A 22,360-nucleotide genomic window follows, 5' to 3' on the forward strand; every position below is an offset into this window, starting at 1 on the left:
CCATCCTAAAGCGGTAGAAGGTCGCCATTCTCTATGCGGTAGTAGATGTCGAGTTCTGGCAGTAGCTGCCGGCCGTGGTTAGCCTGTAGTCGTCCGGGGTTAAAGCTATGTAGCGGAACGAGTACTTTTGGGGCGATGGTGTCGCAGGCATACTGCAAGTGTTGCGGCAGGGCGTGGCCCGAGGTGCCCGCGTAGTGGTAAGAAAGGCCAACTCTCTCGAGTAGTTTCTTTAAGCGTGGATGCGCGGGGTCAAAGGGGCCGAGGGGCATGCCGTTAGAATGAATGTAGCAGCCGCCTATTTCCATCAGGTCGAGTAGCTCTAGGCAGTTAACATAGCTATTTTGCACAAAATATTGCTCGGGGTTGCTACGAATTAGGGCCGCTGTAACGTGGGGGAATTGTGCCAAGATATTGCTTTTCCAAGCCGGGCAAGCGCCTCCCTGGAGTAGAGCCTGGGTATTTTCACCGATGTACACGCTAAAGTCATCCCTGTGCAGTAATTCTTTGGCCATGTAAGCGGTCTCAGGCTCCAAGACAGTCTGACGATTGTTCATCTTGCCGACATCAAGCATGGTGGACAGGCGCGTGAGGTTGCGGTGATAAAGATTAAACACCGCAAGTCCGGGGGTGCTATTAATAATAGTATGCATCTTTTCTGGTAAATGGGCTTCGGTAGCGAGTGTCTCCGGCAGCGTAGAGTCGCCAAGGAGTGGCGCTGTCTCGCCTTCTTCTTGGGCTCTAAGCGTTGTTCCTTCGGAGATAAGTATATCCACGCCCAAGGTCTTGGCCTTCTCTAGCCAGGTGCGAGCTACCTCGGCACGCCCCCCATGTAGGCGAAAATCACCTGTATAGAGTATCGAACCCCCTGGTGTCTCGATGTGAAAAGAACAAGCACCAGGAATGTCATGGTCGACAGCAAGCGGCGTGATTACAAAGGGGCCATGTTTAAATGGTCGGTCATACTCACAGGGAGTGTAAGCCCTAGCCTGCGGCACGCCCTCCCCAATTTCAGAGAGCGCGTGGTACAGGCGCCAAGAATCTTGTGTAAGATATACTGGCACTTCCGGGTGCACTAAGCCCATGGCACCCATGTGGTCGAGGTGTAAGTGCGAAATTAACACAGCCGTCTGCCAGGGGCTTTCTTCCGCAGCAGGCAAAGCAGAAAATGTACCAAGAGCCGCGCGGCTATAGATACCGTCAAGGGGGGGAATCATATTAAGGCGCAAGTAGTCAGCGACTAAGGAAGAGGGGCGCGTTCTCACCTGGCCATCAAGCACCGCCTCGCCGGGGCTGTAGCTTAAGCCAAAATCAAAGACGAGACGGTGGCAGCCTGACTCAAGAGAGATGACGGTCCCGCCAATTGACTTAAGACCGGACCAAAAGCGCATGTGGGTAGGATTTTTTGTCATAGAGTATGCCTCCTAGCAGTAAATGTCCCAGACAATGGTACCGTGTCGAGGGTTGCCTCGCTGTTTCAACGGTACAGACTAGCTTATAGTACGAGCCAAAGCCTGTCAATTACAATGGCGTTTTTTTGCGGAAAATTGTGTTTTGTATGATTACCGCTTGTGATCTGTTGATTTTATAGATCCTCATGACATCTCCACATGATTTAACGCTTCTTTAACATGTGCTTGTTGTAGCCTTAATTACATGGCGGTACGATGAAGTGGTACCAATCAACTACAAGTAAGGGGGATCTTTTGTGAAGAAAATAGTCATGCTTGTGCTTGTTACGGCCTTGGCCCTGGTGGCGATTGGCTGTCAACCCCAAAAAACCACTCTAGATGTAACCGGCTCTGACACCATGGTTAACCTAGGCGCTGCTTTGGCAGAGGAGTTCATGAAGACTAATCGCAACATCGAAGTGGCCGTTTCAGGTGGCGGTTCTGGTGCAGGTGTTGCCGCACTTATTGAAGGACGCACCAACATTGCTCAGTCCTCTCGCGATCTTCGTCCCGAAGAAAGAGCGCGGGCAGCTGCTCGTGGCACTCTGCATGAGATTATCGTTGGGTGGGACGGCCTTGCTGTAGCTGTACATCCCTCTAACCCTGTTAATGAACTGACACTGGCGCAATTGGGCCAGATTTACCGCGGCGAAGTAAGAAACTGGAAAGAGCTCGGCGGCAATGACGCTCCCATAGTCATTCTTTCTCGTGACACCACTTCAGGCACCTTCGTCTTCTTCCGCGAGTTTGTGGTGCAAGAGCGTGGTCAAAAGAGAGACGCCGAATATCACCCTGACACTATGATGATGCCCTCTACAGAAGCCCTCTATCAAGAGATTGCGCGTAATCCTAACGCTATCGGTTATGTCGGTCTAGGTTTCCTTAGGCCGACCATCAAGACGGTTGGTATTAAGGCGGATGACGCCAGTGCTGCCGTGCTACCCTCGGTTGAATCGGTTCTGGCCAAAACCTATCCGCTCGCACGCCCGCTATATTTCTTTGTCGTAGGCGAACTGACCGGTGCCCTCAAGACCTATGTTGATTTTGTTTTGAGCGATAAGGGCCAACAAGTCGTGCGCAGTCTCGAGTTCGTACCTATTCGTTAGTGAGGTTAGGGGGTTAACGCTTGCCATACCAACAAAAGCTCGTCACCATGGCAGGTTACACAGTGCTTCTCATTACGGCCTTAATTTTCGCCTTCTTGGTGCAGCAGTCGTGGCCGTTTATAGTGGAGCATGTTTCACTTGAATTCTTCACGGGAGATCGGTGGTTGCCGGTCTCCCTTCCTCCCGTTTTTCAGATCCGTGGTTTTCTGGTCAGTTCGGCCATGATTACGGCCTTAGCCATTGTTGTCGGCGTGCCTTTTGGCGTGCTGGCGGCCGTGAGTCTAGCTGAGCTCCTGCCCCACGGCATAAGTGTTGTCTTTCGCTCTATTTTTGAAGTTACAGCGGGCATACCCTCCGTGGTGTTCGGCTTCTTAGGACTTAAGCTAGTAGCCCCAGCGGTGGCCGACTTCTTTAACTTGCCCACGGGGTTGACTGGCTTTAGTGCCGGTATAGTGCTCAGCGTCATGATTCTGCCTACCCTCATCAGTTTGTCTGAAGAGGCGCTACGAAATGTGCCGCGCGAGTATGCCGAGGCTTCGTATGCACTGGGGGCTAGTCGCTGGCAGACTATTTGGCGAGTGGTTGTGCCCACGGCACGAGGCGGCATCGCTGCGGCTGTGCTTTTGGGCATAGGCAGAGCAATTGGTGAAACCATGACGGTACTCATGATTGCCGGCGGTAGGCTGGCTACTCCTGGCAGTATCTTTGACCCCATGCGGCCCATTACCGCACTCATTGCCTCCGAGGTAAACAATGCCGCGCGCTTTAGCGTGCAGTATCATGCCCTCTTTACGGCAGGTCTAATGCTCTTTCTCATTACGCTGGCTGTCAATGCCGTTGCGGCATCGGTGATAGTCGGCAAGAAGGGTAGGTAGGGCGGTGCGAACTAAGTACTCACTCAAAGAATTAGCGTGTCTCTTGGCGCTTGGTATTGCTGTGCTGCCACCGCTTTCCGCGGTGCTCTATATCTTCATTATGGCTCTCCCCGCGCTAAGCCTCGAGTTTGTCACGGCCATGCCCGTGCGCCGCGGTATAGAGGGGGGCATCTTGCCGGCTATAGTTGGCACCGTTTGGCTGATGTTTGGTACAAGCTTAGCTGTGCTGCCTATCGGAGTAGGGGCAGGCATATACCTAGCGGAGTTCGCCCCGAGTAACCGCCTTACGAGGATCCTCGAGATGGCCCTTATTAACCTGGCAGGCGTGCCCTCAGTCGTCTTTGGTTTGTTCGGCTACGCAGTCTTCGTGATCATGCTGGGGTTTGGTCCTTCTATTCTTTCGGCCTCACTTACGCTCGCCGCCTTGACTTTGCCCCTGGTCGTTACGGCTACTAGGCAGGCGCTCTACGGCGTTCCTACCTCCTTTCGTGAGGCTTCTCTCTCGCTAGGGGCTAATCGTTGGCAGACAGTCTCGACTATTGTCCTTCCCTGTGCGCGTACTGGTATTGTGACCGGCACGCTCTTGGCCATGGCCCGTGCCGCGGGAGAGACCGCGCCCATTCTCATTACTGGCGCTGCCTTTGCCTTGCCGGGTTTGCCATCTTCGTTCATGAGTCGCTTTATGGCCTTGCCCTATCACCTCTACATTTCGGCGACACAGATACCTGCCATGCCCCCTGAACGCATGTGGGCTACCGCGGCCGTACTCCTGTTCTTGGTTCTCACCATGCAGGTTGGAGCCACCATTTGGCGGGAGCAGGAAAGGAGAAATAAGAGTTGGTAAATTTACAAAAACCAAAGATTACTTTGCGGGACGTTTCAATATACTATAGTGCTCTCCATGTCATTAAGGGCGTAAGCATGACTTTCTTAGAGAAAGAAATTACGGCCATAATCGGGCCCTCAGGCTCTGGCAAGTCTACCCTGTTGCGCTCCATGAACCGCATGAACGACCATATAGGTGGCATGCGCGTGCAGGGGGAGGCCACTATTGGCAGTGCTAATATTTATGATCCTAAGCTTGACGTAGTCGCGCTTAGGCGGCGCGTCGGCATGGTGTTTCAAAAGCCAAATCCCTTTCCTAAGAGTATTTATGACAATGTGGCTTACGGCCCGCGCCTGCAAGGACAGAAGTCTAAGGCCGAGCTAGACGTCATTGTCGAAAGGTCGCTCAAGCAGGCTGCGCTCTGGGAAGAAGTTAAAGACAGGCTTAATGCTTCAGGCCTGGCCCTTTCAGGTGGGCAGCAGCAGCGTCTCTGTATCGCCCGCGCTCTAGCTGTTGATCCTGAGGTCTTGCTTATGGATGAACCTGCTTCCGCACTAGACCCTGCCGCTACGGCCAAGATTGAAGACCTTATGCTGCAGCTAAAGCAGGAGTTGACAGTAGTCGTAGTAACCCACAATATGCAGCAAGCAGGACGCGTATCTGACTACACCGCCTTTCTCTTGGGTGGGGAATTAGTCGAGTTTGACGTCACACGCAAAATTTTCACCACACCTAGGGATAAACGTACCGATGACTACATCAGTGGCAGAATGGGATAGGGGGGCGCAGTGTGTTAAGACAAAAATTTCAAGAAGACTTGGCCGAATTGCATTCCAAATTGCTCTCCATGGGTGGCCGGGCGGAGCAGATGCTTCGGCTTTCTCTCGAGGCGCTGCGCACTGGGCATCCCGAGACAGGCGAGGAAGTCGACAAAATGGAGCTTATCATGGATGAGATGGCGGTCGAGATTGACGCCTTGTGTGCTGAGCTTATTGCTAAACAGCAGCCCGTAGGGCAGGATTTGCGCCGCATAGTGGGTGCGATGCGTCTGGCCATTGATCTAGAGCGTGTGGCCGACATCGCGACCAATATTGTGGAGCAAGCGCGCCTCTTGCCGCGCCCCCTTATCAAGCCGCTGGTCGATATCCCTAAAATGGTAGATCTGGCCTCATCGATGCTGGTCGATTCCCTAAACGCCTTAATTAACTCCGACGTGGCTCTAGCCAATGAAGTGTGGAATCGGGACGATCTAGTTGACGATTTGTGCGAGCGTATATTGGTGGAACTGCGCGGCATGATGTCAGTTGATGCCTCGCTCGTGCCCAAGGCCTTGCCGCTCCTTATCGTGGCGATTCAAATTGAGCGCATTGCCGATCATGCTACTAATGTCGCCGAAACCGTTGCCTACATTGCCACAGGCACAAAAATACCGTATAAGAAGTAGTAGTTCCTAGGCCAAAGGTGTGCGCTCTGCACACCTTTTTGCCTAGCAAATTCACGCGTATTGTAGTACTATAGGCAAGGAAACAACAACTGTGGGAGGGACATTCTTTGCCATATATAGTAGGCATAGCGGGCGGAACTGGCTCAGGGAAAAGTACATTGGCTGAAAACATGATTAAGAATTTCGCCGGGCAGACCCTACTTATTCGGCACGATAATTACTATCGCGATCAATCCCATTTACCGATGCCAGAGCGAGTAGTACAGAATTATGATCACCCCGACGCCTTTGAGGACGATTTGTTAATGGCTCACCTCGAGGCCTTGCGCCAGGGAAGCATGGTGATGGGGCCGCGCTATGACTTTGCGAGCCATACTCGTCACGCCGACAGGCAGCCTCTAGAGCCGCGTGAGCTCATTATAGTAGAAGGCATACTAGCCCTACACAGTCCTAGCTTACGCCATCACTATGATCTTAAGGTTTTTGTCGACACCGACGCCGACATTCGCATACTGCGCCGCCTCACGCGTGATCTGGCGGAACGCGGCCGCACCATGGAGTCGGTCGTTCAGCAGTATATAGCCACTGTTAAACCCATGCACGAACAATATGTGGAGCCGAGCAAGAGACATGCCGACGTCATCATTCCCGAAGGCGGCCTTAACAAGGCGGCTACGGCCCTCATTGCTGCGCGTCTCCGCCATGCCTTGCAGGTCAGTGCGCTAGCGAGAGGGGAAGAGTAACATGCGGGGCTATTTAGAGGTAATCTGCGGCGGCATGTACAGTGGTAAGTCTAGTGAGTTAATACGCCGTATAAATCGTGCTAAGTACGCACGAAAAGAAGTGCAGTTATTTAAGCCCGCTCTCGATGGTCGCTACCATGCCACCAGCGTGGTGGCGCATGACAGCAGGCAGCACGACGCCTACGCCTTAAATGATATTAGGGATCTTATCCCCCTGCTAGCACCCACTACCTCCATTGTGGCCATTGATGAAGCTCAGTTCTTTGACCCCGAGGGGACGATTGCTGTCGTCAATGGGTTGATGGAGCTAGGCAAGAAGGTCATTGTGGCTGGTCTGGACCTAGATTTTGCCGGCAGGCCCTTTGGCGCCATGCCGCATCTCTTGGCTATCGCCAACGAAGTAGACAAATTGCGCGCCATCTGTATTCAGTGCGGCAGCAAAGGCTATATAAGTCAGCGACTCGTGGATGGCAAGCCTGCTTCAGTGCACGACCCCCAGATTCAAGTCGGTGGGCTTGAATCATACGAGGCGCGCTGCCGTGAGTGCTGGTCTCTTAAAGAGGAGAACGAAGAAGCCTAGGTCTAGGGCCAAGCCTTCGCGGCATAAACCTAGACAGTAAAGAGGCCTGGCGGCATCGTAGATGCCGCGGCAGGGGGGTTAGGCGGATGGTAGATGTTTTGCGGCTCAAAAGAGAAGTTTGTGCCGTCATCGACGCACGTCAGGAAGAGATCATAGCTTTAGGCACCTACTTGCTGCATCACCCCGAGCTAGGGTACAAAGAGGTAGAGGCCAGTAGAGCAGTGGCAGAGATGATGCGCGAGATGGGGCTTAAGCCTGTGGAGCATTTGGCCCTCACTGGAGTGCGGGCTGTCATGCCAGGCGGCTCCCACAAGGTGAAGCTGGCGCTTATGGGTGAACTCGACGCGCTAGTCTGCCCGGGGCATCCTTTTGCCCATGCCCTGACTGGGGCCGCCCACGCCTGCGGGCACCACGCCCAAGTGGCTGGCATGATGGGGGCCGCGCTCGGGCTACATTACAGTGGCTCCATGGAGCATCTCGCGGGGGACGTCGTCCTTTTTGCCGTTCCCGCCGAGGAATACGTAGAGCTAGAGTACCGGCAGAAGCTGCGTCTCGAGGGTAAGATTTCTTTCCTAGGCGGCAAGCAAGAGCTCTTGGCCATCGGCGCCCTAGATGATATCGATATGTGCTTGATGTTCCACCAAAGCAGTGAACTGACCCCTCGCATCACCATAGGAGGGACGAGCAACGGTTTCATTGGCAAGATGGCTAAGTTTACCGGTCGCGAAGCGCATGCCGGAGGGTCTCCCCACACGGGAGTAAACGCTCTCAATGCGGCCATGCTAGCCATGATGGCCATTCATGCCCAGCGCGAGACTTTTAGGGACGACGACCACATTAGAGTGCACCCTATAATCACCAAGGGTGGCGACTTGGTCAATGTTATACCGGCAGATGTGCGCATGGAGACATATGTGCGCGGTGCCACTATGGAAGCAATTCTCGATGCCAGCCGCAAGGTAGACCGCGCCCTCCATGGGGGGGCCATCGCCGTCGGGGCCGAGGTAGATATTGTGCAGCTGCCAGGCTACTTGCCGCGCCGGAACGAGAGCGTCATGTCCGAGGTGTTTCGTCAAAATGCTGCGGCACTAGTTGGGGAGCGCTTGCTCTACGAAGGCCGCCACGGCGCGGGCTCGAGTGACATAGGCGATATCAGCCACATTATGCCCACCCTGCATCCTTACATCGGCGGGGCCAAGGGCCGCGCCCACGCCTCTGATTTTGTGATGCCGGATACGGAGTGGGCCTACATTATTCCTGCCAAGATCATGGCTATGACTGTGGTTGACTTGTTGTCGCACGGGGCGGCTAAAGCTCTCGAGGCCAAGGCCAAGTTTAGGCCGGCTTATACGCGCGAGTCATACCTAAGCATGTGGCAAAATCTCCTTTCCTGAGTTAGGGCGACACTAACCTGTAAGTGTAGCGTCATAATAGAACGAAGGAGTGATTGCATTGACAGTAAAAGTAGTAGTCGACAGCGCCCTCAATGTTCCGCAAGATATAGTTCTTGAACTGGGCATTTCTGTAGTGCCCGTGAGTGTGACGATTGATGGTAAAACTTACCGTGAAGGCGTCGATGCCTCACGCGGTGAACTAATCGCCCTCATCGGCGAGTCTAAGCAACTGAGTACCAGCCAGCCTTCTCCCGGTGATTTTCTCGAGATGTACGACTCGCTCGGTGGGGAGATTGCCTCCATTCATCTGACGTCGAAGTCGAGTGGAACGCATCAGTCTGCCAGCCTAGCCTCTACTATGACGAACAAGGCCAGGGTATTGGTGCACGATAGCGCCCATGCCGCTCTGGGTGGGGGGTGGCAGGCCATAGCCGCCGCACTTAAGGCCAGAGAGGGCGCCACGCTTGAAGAGACCATTTTAGTTGCCGAACAAGCCAGAGCAAAGGTGGCCACCTTTTTAACAGTGCCCACGATGAAGTACTTGCAGCGCAGCGGCCGCGTTAACTTTGCTAAAGCACTGATTGCCTCCTTGCTCTCCGTCAAGCCAATTATGAGTTTTAACGACGGTGTGGTCGAGGTTGTCTCCAAATCGCGCAGCATGCCGGGCGCACTCAAAGAGATTGTCAGCCTTTTAAAGGAAAAATACGGCGACAAACCGCTCGCTATAGCAGTGATGCACGCCGAAGACCAAGCTCTAGCTGCCCAATGCCAAAAGTTGCTTGAAGCAGAGTTAAAGGTAGACTACTTTGTGGTCACCGACCTTACCGCCTCCCTCGTCGTGCATGGCGGGCCAGGTACCATAGCCGTCAGTGCCCTGCCCGTGGAGTTTGTCAATGGGCTAAAGAAGTAACCGGAACTCGAGACGAGAACAAATGTTAAGCCATGAGCGACTACATGCCCGCGCATATGGTCGCTCATCTTTCATGCCGTCTATTCGTGGCGCTTACGCCGGCAGGATGCGAAATCTGTCTAAGTGCCAAGATATATTGTACAATGGATAAGAGGTGATTTGTTTGAGCGATAAACATCTGGTTGGGATATGCTTAGGTTCATCCAATATTAAGCTTGTGGCCGGAGTTATGCGCGAGGGCGTCTTTGTTCTGGAGCGGCAAGCTTGCCAAGCCCACGGCGGCGATGCCCGCAGGGTACTGCGCGACCTACTGGCGGAGCATGTGCAGCCGCATTCGCATATCGCATTGACTGGGCATAAATTTAAAGAGCAAGTGCTGTTGCCTGTTATCTCTGAACCGGAGGCCACGGAGCTTGCCCTTCACTATCTTAAGGAAGAGCTACCGCCGCTGGGGGCTGTAGTCAGCGCCGGCGGGGAGAACTTTATAGTCTACGAGCTAGATGCCGCAGCTCGCATCGCCACAGTGCATGTTGGTAATAAATGTGCTTCAGGAACGGGTGAGTTTTTCTTGCAGCAGATTCGCCGCATGAGCCTTAATTCTGCCGAGGCAGGGGAGCAAGCCTTGCTTGACTCGCCCTACAAGATTGCCGATCGCTGCTCTGTGTTTAGCAAGAGCGACTGCACCCATGCCCTAAACAAAGGTACCGCCAAAGGGCGCGTGGTGGCTGGTCTTGGCCGGATGATGGCGGGTAAAATAACGGAGCTGCTGAAAAAGACGCCCGCCAAAAGCGTTTTACTAGTGGGTGGGGTAGCCAAGAACAAGACGGTCACTAGCTACCTAGGCCGAGACGGCTTTAACATTGTTATACCCGACTACGTCGACTCCTTTGAAGCGTTAGGGGCGGCTTTGTGGGCTGCCGAACATGGAAAACAATGGGACAAGACCCCCTTGTTTAAGGCGGACGCGTCTTCCTTTGAGTTTCTTCCCGCGTTGTCAAAATTTGCGCATCGGGTGTCCTTCAAGGAGCACCCTTGGGCAGAAGCGACAGAGGGCGATGAGTACATTATTGGTCTAGACGCAGGTTCTACCACCACCAAGGCGGTGCTACTACGTGTTTCGGACAGGGCCATTGTCGCCGGCAAGTACCTGCGTACTGATGGCGACCCCGTGCGGGCCTCACAACAATGCTATCTTTCTCTCGCCGAGCAAGTGCCAGCTCGACTAAACATCATCGGGCTGGGAGTTACAGGCTCAGGTCGACAAATAGTGGGGCTGCATGGCTTGACGCGCGGTATTATTAACGAAATCATTGCCCACACTACCGCTGCCGTGCACTTTGACCCCGCGGTAGATACCCTGTTTGAAATTGGGGGGCAAGACGCCAAGTACACCTACATTGTCAACAGCGTCCCTGCAGATTACGCCATGAACGAGGCTTGTTCGGCGGGCACGGGTTCATTTCTCGAGGAAGCAGCCAAGGAGACACTGGGTGTCCCGACAGAAGACATTGCCGCCTACGCACTCCAGGGAGACAAGCCGCCCAATTTTAACGACCAGTGTGCCGCCTTTATTGGGAGCGACATTAAGACGGCCATTCAAGAAGGCATTACCAGCGAGAATATCGCAGCGGGTCTTGTCTACGCCATCTGCCAAAATTACGTCACCCGGGTCAAGGGCAGCCGTAAGGTAGGGCGCAAAATATTTATGCAGGGTGGGGTCTGCTACAACAAGGCTGTGCCCTTAGCGATGGCCGCTCTTACCGACCGTGATATAGTGGTGCCACCCGACCCCGGCTTAATGGGTGCCTTTGGGGTGGCCTTAGAAGTAGGGCATAAAATTGAGTCAGGACTCCTCCCGAAGGGAGCATTCGATCTCCGAGAGCTCTCCCGGCGTGAGGTAGAATATGGTCAAACCTTTGTCTGTGCCGGCGGTAAGGAGAAATGCGACCGCAAATGCACCATCGCGCGCATTAAAGTGGCCGAGCGAACCTATCCCTTTGGTGGGGCCTGTAACAAGTACTACAATGAGCGCTTTGCAGAGAACCATGAGAGCGCACTTTTCAACCTAGTGGCGGAACGGCAAAAATTGCTCTATAACCGCCCGCTTGTTCCTGCGGTGCGAATTGGTAAGACAGTCGGCATCAGTAAGTCGCTCATGACCAATAATCTCTACCCTTTCTACCATGCCTTCTTGGCAGACCTAGGCTTTGACATCGTTTTGTCCGAGACCCTAGACCGCGAAGGCATAGAGAGACGGAATGCCCCCTTCTGCTACCCCCTCGACATGGCCCATGGCTTTATGTTGAACCTAATCCGAGAGCGACCAGACTTTATTCTGATGCCCCATGTACGCGCTACTCCCATAACGAATGGCGCGCCACCGAGCACCACTTGTCCCCTCATCCAAGGCGAGCCCTATGTTCTCCGCCGCCTCTTTAAAGCCGAACTAGAGGGCATTAAACTGCTCTCCCCGGTACTTAATATGCAAAGCAGTTTTGACGAAGCAGAAAAGGCGATGCTCTCGTTAGGAGCCGAGCTTAATGTCAGTAAGTCTGATGCTGCACGGGCTTTTCGGCGCGCGGTTGTGGCACAAGATAACTTTGGCGAAGGCTTGAAAGAGTTAGGGCGGCAAGCACTAGCGCGCCTAGCCGAATCAGATAAACCCGCCATCGTGCTTTTTGGCCGGGCCTACAATGCCTTTTTAGACCTTGCGAACATGGGCGTGCCGCACAAGTTCGCCTCGCGGGGCATTATGGTTATTCCACATGACATGCTAGACTGCGACGGCGAGCCCCCCATCGACACTATGCACTGGGCCGCCGGCATGAGCATTCTTAAGGCAGCCAAGGTAGTGGCCGCCAACCCAAAACTCTTTGGCTGCTACGTTACTAATTTTAGTTGTGGGCCAGACTCCTTTATCCTGAATTACTTCCGCGAGATAATGCAAGAAAAGCCCTCGTTGACACTCGAGCTCGACTCACACACCGCTGATGCCGGCATTGATACGCGCATCGACGCCTTTCTTGACATTATCAAGCGTTTTGGTGCCGGGCATAAGTCGCAGGTTGTGCCAAACAAAACCTTTGTACCAGCGGAAGTAGTGAAGGTCGGCAAGAAGTGGCTGTTCCGCTCCTCCGCGGGTGAGAGCCTGCCCTTGTCAGACAATCGCGTCAAAGTGCTCATACCCACCATGGGTGATTTTAGCACGCGCCTTCTCGCTGCTATGTTCAGTCATTTCGGCATCACGGCCGTGCCCCTGCCCCCGCCAAGCGAGGCCGACTTGACGCGCGGCAAGAATTACACTACCTGCAAAGAGTGTTTGCCCCTCATTTTGACGATGGGCTCCTTGCATAACTACCTCGATACGCGTCCTACAGGTGAGATGACCATCTACTTTATGCCCACAACGAGCGGCTCCTGCCGTTTTGCGCAGTACAATGTACTGACTAAGATGCTTGTGCACAAACAAGAAATTGAGAATCTGGCTTTAATGTCTCTTTCCTCTAAAGATAGCTACGCGGGTCTAGGCAGTATGTTTACCTTGCGGGCCCTGTGGGCTACCCACATTGGCGACGTCATGGAAGAGATCCGTGCCGCTGTTTTGACCCTAGCGCTCGACAAGCCTAGTGCGCTCGCCACCTACAGGCATGGAGAGGAAATCTTGCTCAAGGCGATTGCCACGCAGGGTTTTGGCGATTTAGTAAAAACACTTCGCCATGTGGCGAACCTCTTAGCGGGCATTCCCCTGCACACGCCACTGGCCAAGGCGACCAAGGTGACCCTGATCGGCGAAATTTATGTGCGCCGCGACGGATTATCCCAGAGGTACTTAGTGGAGCGCCTAGCGGAAAAAGGGGTAGTCGTACTCATGGCCCCGGTTGTGGAGTGGGTGTACTACACCAACTACTTGGCGGCGCGAGGTTTGCGCGGCCCAGTCAGCACCTTGCAGCCATTAAAGTCGTGGGGCAAAGCCCTCATTATGGAGCGTTATGAACGGATTATCAAAGAGGCCCTAGTCCGCTCAAACCTTTATGATTATCATCTGATTGATATTAAGCAACTAGTCGGCAGCGTATCGCATCTAATAAACCCCGAGCTGACAGGAGAGGCCATTTTGACCTTGGCTTGCGGCCTGAACGATATCGTAGACAGAGTGGATGGCGTCATGGCCATCGGTCCCTTTGGCTGCATGCCGGCGCGCATTGCCGAGTCGCTCCTTAAAGAGACCATCGACACTGAGAAGAAAGATATTTGTGCCGACCCGTCCTTAGTTGAAAAGATTGTCCTAGCCCATCCCCACTTGCCTTTCATCAGTATCGAGAGTGACGGTAGTCCCTACCCACCCGTTATCGAAGCTAGGCTCGAGAGTTTTGTCTTGCAGGTAAAGAGGCTGCACGCCACGCGCGAGCGGCTTCTCCGCTAAGGCTAGCAGATTGCAGTAGCTGTTCGCAGCATGCTACAATGGCTGCAAAGAGGTGATAATGGCTGTATGAGAGAGCTCGTTAAAAATTGCCTAGTAAAGGCGCACCAAACCATTAGCGGCAACTTAGTAGTGCTGTGGTTTCCACCGCTTTTTAGCACTGCCATGGCCGTTATAGTCTTGCTGGTTATGATCATACTGCTGCCAGCCATGCCGGTCCAAGGCGGTATGGGCCTGCCCTTAGGTACGCTGCCTTGGGCGGGGACAATGCTTGTCTTGGCGATGGCCTCTGTGGCGGTCTTAGCCGCTGTTAATGCGGGGACCATGTACTTGCAGGGGCAGGCGGCACTAGGGGAGAGGGTGGACACGGGCCATTTTTTTCTCGGCATCCGCAAGCTGTTTGCCAAATTTATCGGCGGTAGCCTTATCAACTACTTGTGCTACGCACTGTTCATTATCGGCTTTGGCTGGCCCATATTCGCCGAACTGGGCAAATTACAGGTACCGGGGGTTCCCCTAGCCGACTTTCCCCTGGCACAACTCGAGCAGTTGCTTTACGCCCATGGCTCGCGCCTGTCAGCCGGTACACTGATCTTAGCCAGTATGGTGGTGCTTCTTAGTATGTGGCCGCGTGTGCTGGCTCTCGGCGAGTTAAGTCTAAGACAGGCCCTGCAGGTGGGCGTAAGCTTCGCCGGCACTAATTTCTTATTCCTCGGTGCGGTTTTCTTTCTGCAGTGGTCAGGCAATATCGCGCTGCAGCGTGGTGTAGGCCCTGTATTTTGGCTGGGAGCCCTAGTCGCGACGCATACGCTCAGCGTGTACGTCAGTGTTTCTTTGATGCATTACTACTTGGTGCGAAGTACCCCCGAGCGCTAAGGGGCACGCCCGCACAAATGGAGGAGGTAGACCACATGGTGGGGCACAGACATTTTTTTACATCAGAATCAGTCGCAGAGGGACACCCTGACAAAATCGCCGATCAAATTTCCGATGCCGTACTAGATGCGATTTTAACCCTTGATCCACTGGCCAGGGTGGCCTGCGAAACAGCAGTCACCACAGGGCTTGTCTTGGTCATGGGTGAAATATCGACGACCTGCTATGTTGACATACCAAAGTTAGTACGACAAACTGTGCGCGAAATTGGCTATACGCGGGCTAAATTTGGCTTTGACGCCGAGACTTGCGCGGTGCTGACGGCCATCGACGAACAGTCGCCGGATATTGCCCAAGGGGTGGACAGCGCCTTGGAGCTACGCGAGGGACAAGTTGATGATGAAGCTTTGCGACTTGGCGCGGGCGACCAGGGCATGATGTTTGGCTTTGCTTGCCAGGAGACGCCTGAGTACTTGCCCTTGCCGATCAGCCTTGCTCACGAGTTGGCCAGAAAGCTCAGCCTAGTGCGCAAGCAGCGCCAGATCCCCTACTTGCGCCCAGACGGCAAGACGCAAGTCACGGTAGAGTACGAAGGCGCGGTGCCTTTGCGGGTGGATACCGTGATTATCTCGGCACAGCACAAGCCGGAGATCCCCTTGGCCACCATTCGCGAGGACATTATCAAGGAAGTCATACTCACCACCATACCCGCTCACTTGCTAGACGCTAACACCAAGTTTCTCGTCAATCCCACCGGGCGCTTTGTCGTGGGGGGGCCGCAAGGAGATACCGGCCTGACGGGGCGTAAAATTATCGTTGACACTTACGGTGGCGCGGCCCGCCATGGCGGCGGTGCCTTCAGCGGCAAAGACCCCACCAAAGTTGACCGTTCAGCGGCGTATGCCGCGCGTTACGTGGCCAAAAACATCGTGGCGGCAGGACTAGCCATGCGTTGCGAAATTCAGGTGGCTTATGCCATTGGCGTGGCTAGCCCGGTATCCATCATGGTGGACACTTTTGGTACCGGCGTCGTCAGTGACGCTGAACTGGCGGAGATCGTCAATCGTCACTTTGATTTGCGCCCCGCAGCCATCATCCGCGACTTGGGTCTGCGGGCCCCCATTTATCGGCAAGTTGCCGCTTATGGGCATTTCGGTCGCCCTGACCTTGATCTGCCCTGGGAGCGACTAGATAAAGTGGCTATTCTTCAGCAGTACTTGCTTTAGCTATACTTGCTTTAGCTATACTTGCTTTAGCTATACTTGCTTTAGTTATATCTGCGTTAGCTTTTGGATGCCTCCCTGCATATAGTAGGGCAAGGAGGTGGCAATATGGGTTGGGTACTGCTAGCGGTAGCCATGCTGATCGCTTTAGTAGAAATGGCGCGCCATGTCGGAAGAGGGATGCGCGCTCAGGCACTAGGTATCGACTTTGCCAACTCCCCCGAGCACGTAGAAATGACCTTGCGGGCCCTAGCCCACTACGCTGAGCAGGGCTCGGTCTACGACCTCACCGTCTACTTCGCCACCGAGGATGCCGAGGCGCGCACGATCGCCTTAAGACTTGGGCAGTACCTCCCCCTCCGCCTACTGCCTGACACTTTGCCCAGCACGGGCTATATAGAAGCAAACGATTTATCCCCGCAAGGTATTAGGCAAGAAGTGCAGAGTAAGTTTGCGGCACACTCTGGTTTGTAGGGACAGGATGGAGTGAGATGGTTGGTTAAAGTTAGGGGCGTCGTCGAACGCATCGTTTTTCGCAATACCACCAACCACTACACGGTTCTGCGTCTTAAAGTGGCGGACAAGCCGCTCTTGACAGCAGTGGGGGTATTTACCTCTATCGCTCCCGGGCAAGAAGTGGAGATGGAGGGCGAGTACTCCGAGCACCCCCAGTACGGTCGCCAGTTTACCGTCACTAGTTTTGTGGAGAGAGTGCCTGTTGAGTTGTCGGGCATCGAAAAGTACTTAGGTTCAGGCCTTATAAAAGGTGTCGGGCCACGTACCGCGCAAAAAATAGTGGCTCATTTTGGTCGCGAGACCATAAAAATACTCGACCACGACCCGTCGCGGCTCGTGGAAGTGCCGGGTCTTGGCGAGTCAAAAGCGAACACGGTCATCGAAGGCCTTAAAGGTAAGCGCGAAATGCAGAACACCATGGTATTTCTGCATGGGCATGGCATTACGCCTGGTTTCGCCGCCCGTATCTACCGTTACTACGGCGAGAACACCATAGAGATGGTGCGCCAAAATCCATACCGGCTGGCAGATGAAGTTCCGCTCATTGGTTTTGTGCTGGCCGACAAGTTGGCGCAAGAACTAGGGCTAGACAAAGACGATCACAGGCGCATTGGGGCTGGGCTACGGTATGTCTTGCGCGAGGGCGAAGGTGCTGGGCACTGCTACTTGCCGCGCCAAAAGTTAGTGCCTAAAACAGGCGAGCTATTGGGGCTCTCCGAGGCGAGGGTGGAAGCGGTGGTCGACGAGCTGGTCCGGGGTAAAAACCTAGCCATCCTAGAGGCCGCAGGCGAGAGCCGCGTCTATCGAGCACAAGTTTTTGCCACCGAGAAAGATGTAGCGGCTAGACTAAGAGAGCTCTGCCGCGCGGAGACTACTCTCGTGGCAAGAGATTTAACGAGTGGCCTTGCCGCTTTTGAGGCGACACAAGGTATCAAGCTAGCGGTGGAACAAGTGCAAGCCGTGGCCATGGCCCTAGAGCAGGGGGTTATGGTCATCACCGGCGGGCCTGGTACGGGCAAAACCACCCTTCTCAAGGCGCTCTTGCACCTTTGTAGCACGCGCTCGCTCACAGTATACCTTGCTGCCCCGACGGGACGGGCGGCTAAGAGGCTCAGTGAGTCTACTGGGCAGGAGGCCAAGACGGTGCATCGCCTCCTTGAGTATAGTCAAGCAGAGGGTAAGCCGCTTTTTTTGCGCAATGTCGATAACCCTCTCAGGTGCGACATGGTTATTCTCGACGAGTCCTCTATGCTTGACCTTACCCTCGCTCATCATTTACTGCGTGCTTTGCCTGTGGGCTGTCGCTTGGTGCTAGTGGGCGATGCCGATCAATTGCCTTCGGTAAGTTCGGGCAACTTGCTTCGCGACATCATTGCCTCGGGGCTGGTGCCGGTGGTGCGACTAACTACGATTTTTCGCCAAGCCAAAGAAAGTCTCATTATAACGAATGCCCACCGCATAAATAGTGGCGAGTTTCCCTACCTCGCGACTAACCGCCGTGACTTTAAGTTTATTGCCGCAGAAGAGCCCGAAAAAGTCGTGGACGTACTGCTGGACATGGTCGCCAATGAACTGCCGCGCGGGCACCGGCTACGCCCCATAGACGATATTCAGGTGCTCTCACCTATGCGTCGTTCCCTCTGCGGGGTAGAAAATCTCAACTTGCGCCTGCAAGAAAGGCTTAATCCAGCCTCCCCAGGCAAGGGAGAGATACAAATCTCGGGGTCAATTTATCGTTTAGGCGATAAAGTTATGCAAGTTCGCAACAATTACACGAAAGTAGTGTATAATGGTGACATCGGCAGGATTGTGAATATAGATTCTGAAGGCGAAGTCACTGTTGCCTATCCTGACGGCCAGTCATTTCGTCATATTGACTACGGTCCCGGCGAGCTAGACGAGCTCACCCATGCCTACGCCATCTCCGTACACAAGAGCCAGGGTAGCGAGTATCGCGCGGTGGTAATACCTATTACCACGCAACACTTTATCATGTTGCAGCGCAACTTGCTCTACACGGCCATTACGAGAGCGAAGGAGATGGTGGTGCTTGTCGGTACCAAGAAAGCCGTGGCCATTGCGACCAAGAACAATAAACTCGAAGATAGATATACTAGTCTAGCTTTTCTTATGCAACAAGGTTGGCTGTTGTAGATGAAGCTTGTCAGTAAGTTTCTAGAGTTTTTGTTTCCTGACCAGAACCTTTGTGTTGTTTGCGGGCGACCCCGCGCCCCTCTTTGTGCTAGCTGCTACGAGCGTGTTCTCTCTCTGCAAACGCATCGGGTGAGACTAGTGGCAGGAGTAGGTAGGGTCATGGCACTACTGCCTTATGAAGGCGAGATGCGCCGCCGCATCCACAACATGAAATTCGGAAGTCAGCCCCACTTGGCGAGATTGTTTGCGCGTGCCCTAAGACACAGCAAACTGCTCGAGTCGTCGCCTGTCGATGTCGTGACAGCAGTACCCATGCATAGGAGTAGGTACATACAGAGAGGATATAACCAAGCCGACTTGCTAGCCCAAGAACTAGCGAGAGAGCAAGGTATACCGTATCGGGAGCTTCTTGTGCGGGTCAAGAACACGCTGCCTCAACACACTCTCTCTAGGTTAGCAAGGCAGACAAATCAAGATGGTGCCTTTCATGTGGCTGCTGACCCCAAGGATTTACGCGTTCTCTTGGTGGACGATGTGCTAACCACCGGTAACACTGTGAGAGCGTGCAAAGAGGCGTTAGAGGTAGCAGGTGCGAGAGAAGTCGTAGTCGTAGTCTTGGCTATGGCCCTTCCCCGATCAAATAAATATTAGGAGGTACATTTGTGAAACAACGTGGAAAAGTAAAGTGGTTCAATCAGCAAAAGGGTTTCGGCTTTATTACAACTGATGGTGGCCAAGATGTCTTTGTGCATTTTTCTGCCATTGGCGGCGAGGGCTTTAAGTCCCTCGACGACGGTCAAGACGTAGAGTTCGAAGTGGTAGACGGCCCTCGCGGCCCTCAAGCTGCCAACGTCACCAAGAGATAAGCGACAGAGAGGCCATTTTGTGGCCTCTCTTTTCCTTTCTAGCAGGATTTATTCTGTAAGAGGAGAATAGTATCTATAGAGTAGGAAAGGGGCTGAGCATATGCAGATGAGCGTCAGAGGTAAAAATGTAGAAGTGACTGATGCACTGCGGGATTACGTCACGAAGAAACTTAAGAAGCTCGACCGCTACTTCGACGGCGCTGGAGAGGGACAAGTCACTCTCAGTATCGCTCGAGAGGATCACCGGGTAGAGGTGACCATCGGAGTAAATGGGCTCATCTTACGAGGTGAGGAACAATCCCCCGACATGTATGCGTCCATTGATCTAGTTGTAGAAAAGCTAGAGCGGCAAGTTGACCGCTATCGCACTAAAATAGCCCGGCGCCTGCGCACACCACTGCCTTCGTTGCCACTTTCTACCGAAGTGGAAGTAGACGATACTCCCCGCATGATGCGCACGAAACGTTTCCCCATGAAACCAATGACGGTGGACGAAGCAGTAATGCAAATGAACTTGCTAGGGCACGATTTCTTCGTCTTTAACAACGGCGATACTGAGCTCGTGAACGTCGTCTATCGTCGCAAGGACGGCAACTACGGTCTCATCGAGCCACAAGTGTAAGACTGAGAAAAAAGCACCCTCGCCTAGGCGGGGGTGCTTTTTAGAGAAAATGTCAGAGACAGGGGCGATTTTTGTGCCAAAAAAGGTCGTGGCCGTTATATTTGAAGGCGGAAGCCCCGCCCACCCGGTGGTGCGCGACTTGGCTGCGGTGCGGGCAGCGGTGGTGCTTGACACCATCACTAAGCTTAGCTCTGTAGCCGCGGTAGCAAGCATAGTGCTGTCGACTAATTATCCCGCCCTAGCGGCAGAGGCCCGCATACTAGGAGCCATAATTCATAGGCCAGAAGGCGTGTTTCACTATGGGCGAGAACTGCAGAAGATAGTGCGCGACACCGGTGCCGAGGCAGTTATCTCCCTAGGTGGTGCGGCCGCGCCCTACCTTACGGTGGCCGAGTATAACGTCATGGCCGACAAGCTGCAACAAGAGCAGGGCATAGTGATTACCAACAACCCACAGTCGGCGGATCTTACTGCTTTTGCCCCTGCAGACGCCATCTTCAGGATTATGCCTCCTGCCGAAGACAATGGTCTCGCTACCTTGCTACGCGACCAGGCGGGTCTAGTGCGTGAGCTGCTGCCCCATTCCCTCGGCGTGCACTTTGACCTAGATACCCCGACCGACGCCCTCTTAATGTCTCTTCTGCCTGGCAATGGCCCATTCGTTACGGCAGCACTCCAGGCCCAGAACTGGGATACGAAGCGGCTTATGGCGGCTCTTTCTCGTCTCGCGGAAACCCATGTGGAGATGGGGCTCATCGGGCGTGTCAGCCCGCAGATCATGGCGCATATCAATAGCCGCACCTTTGTCAGGCTGCGGGTATTTTCCGAGGAGCGCGGCATGAAGGCCTTAGGCCGAGTAGAGCGCGGGCAGGTAAGAAGTCTAATCGGGTACTTTCTTGAAACAACCGGCCCAGAGAAGTTTTTCTCTTACTTAAGTCAGACTTGTGACGTCTGTTTTATAGACACGCGCGTCATCTTCGCCCATAGCAAGCTTAAAGTGAGCGAGGCGGATCGCTTTCTTTCCGACTTAGGTCGCTACGACGAGATAAATGACCCCTACTTAAGGGAGTTCACCCAGGCTGCCGCCGAGTGCGCCATTCCCGTAATTCTCGGTGGGCACTCTCTAGTCTGCGGTGGGATGTGGGCCGTGGTTGAATTGCTCGAAAGACCGTCCCCGGTGTCGCAGTCGCGATTCCAACCACAGAGTACACAAAGGCGTGCAAAAGAGAGAAAAATAGAACCATCTCGTCCCCCTAAATAAACTCCTTGTTCCTCTCTTTCTTACTCTGTGTACTCTGTGGTTAATAAACGTTCCTTCTTCTCTCTTGCTTCTTAGTTTTGCGTCTTACTTCTTGCCTCTTGTCTCTTATTTCTTACTTCCTGCTTCTTGCCTCCTGCCTCTTGCTTTTCTCTGTGTACTCTGTGGTTAATAAAAGTTCCTTCTTCGTGTCGATGATTGGGAAACGACTTAGCGAAAAAACATTGTAGAAATATGCAAAATATCCACAAGGAACTGCGTCCATGGCGTGGAATTTAACTAGTAGCGGAGTGGTAGGAGGATGTCGAGTGGAGAGAGATAAGGCAGCATTAGTCGAAGAATGGGTCGCCTCTTTGCAGGGGGTGCAGTCAAACCGGGTAGTGTTTAATGACCAAGGAGAGATTGTAGAGCTACACGTCCTAAGCGACGACAAGCGTAACCCTCGCCAAATTGTGCGCGACATCGAGACCTTGCTCCTCGTCAAGCTCGGTATCAATATCGACCACAAGCGCATTAGCGTCGTGCAGTTTGCCAAAGAGCAGGAGACGGGCGAAGAGCGCGTCACCTTGCACGGCATAAGCTACAAACTACATAAAGGCACAGCCGAAGTGGCAGTCAGCCTCGCTTTGGGAGAAAAAATAGCCGAAGTGGCAGTAAGCGGTCCGGCCTCGCGCCAGAACCAAGGGCGTTTAGTCGCCGGCGCCACTTTAGCTGCCTTAAAGAAGTTGCTTTCCGGCATGGTCGACTTTGTCGTGGAAGACGTCACGCAGCTTAATTTTGCGCGGGGCGAAGTAGTGGTCGTAGGCCTAAGCATCGTCACCCCTTCTGGGGAAGAAACCCTCGTCGGGTCTACCTTTGTGAGGGGAGAAGCGAAAGAAGCTGTGGTGCGGGCTACGCTCTCGGCGGTCAATCGCCGCTTTGGGCAATTAATGAGTTAGAGTTTGGGGGGGCGAAAATCACTCTTCGAGCGGAGCGGTCTCCTGTACCCTACTAGCGGAGCGGGGCAGAGAACCGAGCGAAGGGGGTTTTTTTGTGAAAAAGATGGTTAATGTGCTTACACGTCTAATGGGCGTTGCTGGCGTATGGAAGTGGTAAATCC

20 protein-coding genes are annotated in these 22,360 nt (G+C 53.8%); 19 read left to right on the top strand and 1 reads right to left on the bottom strand.

What is annotated here, in order from left to right:
* Window positions 1-5: 5 nt before the first annotated feature.
* Window positions 6-1,409 carry an MBL fold metallo-hydrolase gene (locus KGZ92_02320; protein MBS3888121.1) on the bottom strand — a complete coding sequence of 468 codons (1,404 nt, stop codon included), beginning with the start codon at window positions 1,407-1,409 and terminating at the stop codon, window positions 6-8.
* A 296-nt stretch (window positions 1,410-1,705) separates the two neighbouring features.
* Here KGZ92_02320 and KGZ92_02325 point away from each other — a divergent pair, with 296 nt between their 5' ends.
* From KGZ92_02325 to KGZ92_02415, 19 genes are all read left to right on the top strand, one after another.
* Window positions 1,706-2,554 carry a phosphate ABC transporter substrate-binding protein gene (locus tag KGZ92_02325; protein MBS3888122.1) on the top strand — a complete coding sequence of 283 codons (849 nt, stop codon included), beginning with the start codon at window positions 1,706-1,708 and terminating at the stop codon, window positions 2,552-2,554.
* Window positions 2,555-2,574: 20 nt separating this feature from the next.
* Window positions 2,575-3,429: a phosphate ABC transporter permease subunit PstC gene (gene pstC / locus KGZ92_02330; GenBank protein MBS3888123.1), complete on the top strand. Its 855-nt coding sequence runs from the start codon at window positions 2,575-2,577 to the stop codon at window positions 3,427-3,429.
* A gap of 4 nt (window positions 3,430-3,433) precedes the next feature.
* Window positions 3,434-4,273 carry a phosphate ABC transporter permease PstA gene (gene pstA, locus KGZ92_02335; protein MBS3888124.1) on the top strand — a complete coding sequence of 280 codons (840 nt, stop codon included), beginning with the start codon at window positions 3,434-3,436 and terminating at the stop codon, window positions 4,271-4,273.
* Window positions 4,267-5,034: a phosphate ABC transporter ATP-binding protein gene (gene pstB, locus KGZ92_02340; GenBank protein MBS3888125.1), complete on the top strand. Its 768-nt coding sequence runs from the start codon at window positions 4,267-4,269 to the stop codon at window positions 5,032-5,034. The genes pstA and pstB overlap by 7 nt, the downstream gene beginning before the upstream one ends.
* 11 nt (window positions 5,035-5,045) lie before the next feature.
* The gene (phoU, locus tag KGZ92_02345; GenBank protein MBS3888126.1) at window positions 5,046-5,699 is read left to right on the top strand and encodes a phosphate signaling complex protein PhoU; all 654 of its coding nucleotides are present in this window, start codon (window positions 5,046-5,048) and stop codon (window positions 5,697-5,699) included.
* A 107-nt stretch (window positions 5,700-5,806) separates the two neighbouring features.
* Window positions 5,807-6,442: a uridine kinase gene (gene udk, locus KGZ92_02350; GenBank protein ID MBS3888127.1), complete on the top strand. Its 636-nt coding sequence runs from the start codon at window positions 5,807-5,809 to the stop codon at window positions 6,440-6,442.
* Between the two features lies 1 nt (window position 6,443).
* Window positions 6,444-7,022, top strand: a complete 579-nt coding sequence (locus KGZ92_02355; GenBank protein ID MBS3888128.1) for a thymidine kinase — start codon at window positions 6,444-6,446, stop codon at window positions 7,020-7,022.
* An 86-nt stretch (window positions 7,023-7,108) separates the two neighbouring features.
* Complete coding sequence (locus tag KGZ92_02360; protein ID MBS3888129.1) at window positions 7,109-8,416, top strand: amidohydrolase; 1,308 nt, start codon at window positions 7,109-7,111, stop codon at window positions 8,414-8,416.
* A gap of 58 nt (window positions 8,417-8,474) precedes the next feature.
* Entirely contained in the window at window positions 8,475-9,326 is an 852-nt protein-coding gene (locus KGZ92_02365) for a DegV family protein (protein ID MBS3888130.1), read from the top strand.
* Between the two features lie 229 nt (window positions 9,327-9,555).
* Complete coding sequence (locus KGZ92_02370; GenBank protein ID MBS3888131.1) at window positions 9,556-13,749, top strand: CoA activase; 4,194 nt, start codon at window positions 9,556-9,558, stop codon at window positions 13,747-13,749.
* A gap of 66 nt (window positions 13,750-13,815) precedes the next feature.
* Window positions 13,816-14,622, top strand: coding sequence for a hypothetical protein (locus KGZ92_02375; GenBank protein MBS3888132.1), 807 nt, complete (start codon window positions 13,816-13,818; stop codon window positions 14,620-14,622).
* A gap of 35 nt (window positions 14,623-14,657) precedes the next feature.
* Entirely contained in the window at window positions 14,658-15,848 is a 1,191-nt protein-coding gene (gene metK, locus KGZ92_02380) for a methionine adenosyltransferase (GenBank protein MBS3888133.1), read from the top strand.
* Window positions 15,849-15,953: 105 nt separating this feature from the next.
* A complete protein-coding gene (locus KGZ92_02385) occupies window positions 15,954-16,319 on the top strand; it encodes a hypothetical protein (protein MBS3888134.1) in 366 nt (121 codons plus the stop codon).
* Window positions 16,320-16,340: 21 nt separating this feature from the next.
* Complete coding sequence (locus KGZ92_02390; protein ID MBS3888135.1) at window positions 16,341-18,515, top strand: ATP-dependent RecD-like DNA helicase; 2,175 nt, start codon at window positions 16,341-16,343, stop codon at window positions 18,513-18,515.
* Between the two features lie 159 nt (window positions 18,516-18,674).
* Complete coding sequence (locus tag KGZ92_02395; GenBank protein MBS3888136.1) at window positions 18,675-19,166, top strand: ComF family protein; 492 nt, start codon at window positions 18,675-18,677, stop codon at window positions 19,164-19,166.
* 11 nt (window positions 19,167-19,177) lie between these two features.
* Window positions 19,178-19,381, top strand: coding sequence for a cold-shock protein (locus KGZ92_02400; protein ID MBS3888137.1), 204 nt, complete (start codon window positions 19,178-19,180; stop codon window positions 19,379-19,381).
* Window positions 19,382-19,481: 100 nt separating this feature from the next.
* Window positions 19,482-20,003 (top strand): ribosome-associated translation inhibitor RaiA, encoded by a 522-nt coding sequence (raiA, locus tag KGZ92_02405; GenBank protein MBS3888138.1) that lies wholly within the window; start codon window positions 19,482-19,484, stop codon window positions 20,001-20,003.
* A gap of 73 nt (window positions 20,004-20,076) precedes the next feature.
* The gene (locus KGZ92_02410; protein ID MBS3888139.1) at window positions 20,077-21,264 is read left to right on the top strand and encodes a hypothetical protein; all 1,188 of its coding nucleotides are present in this window, start codon (window positions 20,077-20,079) and stop codon (window positions 21,262-21,264) included.
* 305 nt (window positions 21,265-21,569) lie between these two features.
* The gene (locus KGZ92_02415) at window positions 21,570-22,199 is read left to right on the top strand and encodes a hypothetical protein (protein ID MBS3888140.1); all 630 of its coding nucleotides are present in this window, start codon (window positions 21,570-21,572) and stop codon (window positions 22,197-22,199) included.
* Window positions 22,200-22,360 lie beyond the last annotated feature (161 nt).

The sequence above is a fragment of the Bacillota bacterium genome, assembly GCA_018333655.1.
Taxonomy (GTDB): Bacteria; Bacillota; UBA994; order UBA994; family UBA994; genus BS524.